Annotated in this window: 3 protein-coding genes; 1 reads left to right on the top strand and 2 read right to left on the bottom strand. The window is 61.6% G+C overall.

What is annotated here, in order from left to right; all coding sequences use genetic code 11:
* Positions 1-222: 222 nt before the first annotated feature.
* The gene (locus tag OKB81_RS19450; protein WP_160839022.1) at positions 223-762 is read right to left on the bottom strand and encodes a SprT family zinc-dependent metalloprotease; all 540 of its coding nucleotides are present in this window, start codon (positions 760-762) and stop codon (positions 223-225) included.
* A gap of 67 nt (positions 763-829) precedes the next feature.
* Entirely contained in the window at positions 830-1981 is a 1152-nt protein-coding gene (metK, locus tag OKB81_RS19455; RefSeq protein WP_010673869.1) for a methionine adenosyltransferase, read from the bottom strand.
* A 340-nt stretch (positions 1982-2321) separates the two neighbouring features.
* Here metK and tkt point away from each other — a divergent pair, with 340 nt between their 5' ends.
* Positions 2322-4313 carry a transketolase gene (gene tkt / locus OKB81_RS19460; protein ID WP_160839020.1) on the top strand — a complete coding sequence of 664 codons (1992 nt, stop codon included), beginning with the start codon at positions 2322-2324 and terminating at the stop codon, positions 4311-4313.
* Positions 4314-4613 lie beyond the last annotated feature (300 nt).

Consider the following 4613-nt stretch of genomic DNA (forward strand, 5'->3'; position numbering starts at 1 on the left):
ACTGTGCTCGGTGATTGATCCGGGAGATCAGATCACCACTTGGCTAGATAGTTCCCCGATTTGTGCAACAAGGCCGTCTGGATGTTGTCGGCATGGGCCGGGGCGCTGACCAGCAGGGCCAGGCAGAGGGAGAGCAGAGGGCGAAACATGAATATCCTTGGTAATGAGACAGTTGAATGAAGTAAGCGCGCACCCTATCACAGGAGCGCGACACGGGGTGACTCAATCCGCCGTCGTGTCGCGCTGCCACACCAGGGGCTGGCGACAGCGGCGGCAGTGATAGCGGGCCTCGCCGCGCATCACCTTGTTGTGGCGGCGCACCGAGAGGGGATGCTGCTGGCAGGCGCAGGCATACACGAAGGTGCGCTGGGCCAGCACCCCCAGATCGAAGCTGTGGGTGGTGCTGGGTTCGAGGCCGAACAGCTCCCGCATCACCGACTGCCACTGGCGGCCGTGGGGCAGTACTCGGCTCTTGCCGCGCCCCTCTCCCCAGAGCGCATAGACCAGCAGGTGCGCCACCTCGTGGGGCACCACTTCCCTGAGAAACGCCTGCTGATTGGCCTGATAGAGCGCCGGGTTGAAGCGCAGCTCCCAGGTTTGCAGCCGCGCAGACCCTGCCGCCCGGCCCCGCATGTTGCAATGGACTTGCGGGCGGGGAAAGGTGCGGCCAAGGCGCGTTTCGGCCTGCACAAAGCAGGCCTCGACGCGTGCGAGCAGCGTCTCGATGAGGGCGGGGTCAGGCCGGGTGGCAGTGGCAGGCATGGGATCCTCGGGACGGACACAAAAGCAAAAGGGGAGCCAGGCTCCCCTTTTATCACAACCTCGAGCCTTACAGGCCAGCGGCAGCGCGCAGCAGCTCGGCCTTGTCGGTCTTCTCCCAGGGGAACTCGTCGCGGCCGAAGTGGCCGTAAGCGGCGGTTGCCTGGTAGATCGGGCGCTTCAGATCCAGCATCTCGATGAGGCCATAGGGGCGCAGCTCGAAGAACTCGCGCACCAGCTTGACCAGCAGGGCTTCGGCCACCTTGCCGGTACCGAAGGTTTCGACGCTGATGGAGGTGGGCTCGGCCACGCCGATGGCGTAGGAGACCTGCACTTCACAGCGATCCGCGAGACCTGCGGCCACGATGTTCTTGGCCACGTAGCGGGCGGCGTAGGCGGCGGAGCGGTCCACCTTGGACGGATCCTTGCCGGAGAAGGCGCCACCACCGTGACGGGCCATCCCGCCGTAGGTGTCGACGATGATCTTGCGACCGGTCAGACCGCAGTCACCCATGGGGCCGCCGATGACGAAACGGCCGGTCGGGTTGATGAAGTACTTGGTGTCCTTGTTGATCCACTCGGCGGGCAGCACCGGCTTGATGATCTCTTCGCGCACCGCTTCCACCAGATCGCTGTGGCTGATGGAGTCGCAATGCTGGGTGGAGAGCACCACGGCATCGACACCCAGGATCTTGCCTGCGTCGTCGTAGGCGAAGGTCAGCTGGCTCTTGGCGTCCGGACGCAGCCACGGCAGGGTGCCGTTCTTGCGCACTTCTGCCTGACGCTTCACCAGCAGATGGGAATAGGTGATGGGGGCGGGCATCAGCACGTCGGTTTCGTTGGTGGCGTAGCCGAACATCAGGCCCTGGTCACCGGCACCTTGCTCCAGCGGGTCGGTACGGTCGACGCCCTGGTTGATGTCCGGAGACTGTTTGCCGATGGCGTTCAGCACGGCGCAGGAGTCGGCGTCGAAGCCCATGTCGGAGTGGGTGTAACCAATCTCGCGCACGGTGTCGCGCACGATCTGTTCGATGTCGACCCAGGCAGAGGTGGTCACTTCGCCGGCTACCATCACCATGCCGGTCTTGACCAGGGTTTCGCAGGCGACGCGCGCCTTGGTGTCCTGCTGCAGGATGGCGTCCAGCACCGCATCGGAGATCTGGTCGGCGATTTTATCGGGATGGCCTTCGGAGACCGACTCGGAAGTAAACAGCTTTGCCATGTTTGGTTCTCGATTCGTAAGGGTTATCGCCTTGGCCATAACCGGATAATGACAGGATGACTGTAGAGGTATCTACATCTGGACGTCTATTTTAAATAGGTCATCCGGTGATTGCCAGCACTATTTGGGGGGGGAGCCGCCCGGGGCGGGATGGGGAAGGGATCCACCTCCATGGAGGTAAGGCAGGGGGCGGATTGAATCGTTTTCCCCGCCCAGAAAAGCGATTGTGCTCCCAAAGCCACTTTATTCGCCCAGATAATATTTGCACGCCGCGCCCCCTGCTGGGACAATAACGCGCCTTAATCTTGGCCATCAAATGAAGCAATCGCAGGAGATACAGATGCCTTCTCGTAAAGAGCTTGCCAATGCCATTCGTGCATTGAGTATGGATGCCGTTCAAAAAGCCAACTCCGGTCACCCGGGCGCCCCCATGGGAATGGCGGATATCGCTGAAGTGCTGTGGCGCAGCCACCTCAAACACAACCCGAACAACCCCAAGTGGGCCGACCGCGACCGTTTCATTCTCTCCAACGGCCACGGCTCCATGCTGCTGTACTCCCTGCTGCACCTCTCCGGTTATGACCTCTCCATCGACGATCTGAAAAACTTCCGCCAACTGCACTCTCGCACCCCGGGTCACCCGGAGTACGGTTATGCGCCGGGCGTTGAAACCACCACCGGCCCGCTGGGTCAGGGCATCACCAACGCCGTGGGCATGGCGATCGCCGAGAAGGCCATGGCCGAGCAGTTCAACCAGCCGGGTCACGACATCGTCGACCACTACACCTACGCCTTCATGGGCGACGGCTGCCTGATGGAAGGTATCTCCCACGAAGCCTGCTCCCTGGCCGGCACCCTGGGTCTGGGCAAGCTGATCGCGTTCTGGGATGACAACGGCATCTCCATCGATGGTCACGTAGAAGGCTGGTTCACCGACGACACTCCCAAGCGCTTCGAAGCCTACGGCTGGCACGTCATCCCGGCCGTTGACGGTCACAACCCGGAAGCCATCAACGCCGCCATCGAAGCCGCCAAGGCCGAGAGCGGCAAGCCGACCCTGATCTGCTGCCGCACCATCATCGGCTACGGTTCCCCGAACAAGTCCGGCTCCCACGACTGCCACGGCGCACCGCTGGGCAACGACGAGATCGCCGCCGCCCGTGCCTTCCTGAAGTGGGACCACGCGCCGTTCGTCATCCCGTCCGACATCGCCGCCGAGTGGAACGGTCAGGAGAAGGGCGCCAAGCTCGAATCCGACTGGGCTGCCAAGTTCGCCGCCTATGAAGCCGCTCACCCGGCCCTGGCTGCCGAATTCAAGCGCCGCACCACTGGCGAGCTGCCGGCCAACTGGGCTGCTGAATCCGCCAAGATCATCGAAACCCTGCAGGCCAACCCGGCCAAGATCGCGACCCGTAAAGCGTCCCAGAACTCCCTGGAAGCCTTCGGCAAGCTGCTGCCGGAATTCATGGGCGGCTCCGCGGATCTCGCGCCGTCCAACCTGACCATGTGGTCCGGCTCCAAGTCCCTGACTCCCGAGAGCGCCGCAGGCAACTACATCCACTACGGCGTGCGCGAGTTCGGCATGTCCGCCATCATGAACGGCATCGCCCTGCACGGTGGTTTCATCCCCTACGGCGCCACCTTCCTGATGTTCATGGAGTACGCCCGCAACGCCCTGCGCATGGCCGCCCTGATGAAGCAGCGCGCCATCTTCGTCTACACCCACGACTCCATCGGTCTGGGTGAAGATGGTCCGACTCACCAGCCGGTGGAGCAGATCGCCTCCCTGCGTCTGACCCCGAACATGAGCACCTGGCGCCCGTGTGACCAGGTAGAGTCCGCCATCGCCTGGAAACACGCCATCGAGCGTACCGACGGCCCGACCTCCCTGATCTTCTCCCGTCAGAACCTGGCCCAGATGGACCGCACCGCCCAGCAACTGGCCGATGCCGCCAAGGGTGGTTACGTGCTGAAGGATTGCGCCGGTACCCCGGAGCTGATCCTGATCGCCACCGGTTCTGAAGTGGAGCTGGCCGTGGCTGCCTATGAGCAGCTGACTGCCAAGGGCCGTGCCGTGCGCGTGGTCTCCATCCCGTCTACCGACGTGTTCGACGCTCAATCTGCCGAGTACAAAGAGTCCGTCCTGCCGGCCGCCGTCACCAAGCGTGTGGCCATCGAAGCGGGCATCGCCGACTACTGGTACAAGTACGTGGGCTTTGGCGGCAAGATCATCGGCATGCGCACCTTCGGTGAGTCCGCACCGGCCGAGCTGCTGTTCAAGGAATTCGGCTTTACCGTGGAAAACGTGGTTGCGACCGCAGAGTCCCTGTAACAGCCCCTGTAATTCCTGAACATTGGGTCACTCTGGCCCAATAGCCAGAAAATAAAAACGCCCTCCATCGCAAGATGGGGGGCGTTTTGTTGGGTTGTAAAAATAGAGTTAAATTATCCTTAAATTCTATAAATTTGTCATTGTTAATGAGAATTCTCTAATTTTGGAGTTTTTATGTATAGGATGACCAAGGTTTTAATTAAGGGGGAGTTGAAGGCTTTGCTATTCCTGATTACCCATGACCCTCAGCCAGCTTCAAGAGCCGATATGGCATCGGAGGGCTTGCCACGACTGCATGCC

Source organism: Aeromonas sp. QDB56 (assembly GCF_027705505.1).
GTDB lineage: Bacteria > Pseudomonadota > Gammaproteobacteria > Enterobacterales > Aeromonadaceae > Aeromonas > Aeromonas caviae.

Excerpts from the sequence above, each read along its gene's own strand:
- OKB81_RS19450 (WP_160839022.1), bottom strand. The coding sequence starts at position 762 with ATGCCTGCCACTGCCACCCGGCCTGACCCCGCCCTCATCGAGACGCTG.
- metK (WP_010673869.1), bottom strand. The coding sequence starts at position 1,981 with ATGGCAAAGCTGTTTACTTCCGAGTCGGTCTCCGAAGGCCATCCCGAT.
- tkt (WP_160839020.1), top strand. The coding sequence starts at position 2,322 with ATGCCTTCTCGTAAAGAGCTTGCCAATGCCATTCGTGCATTGAGTATG.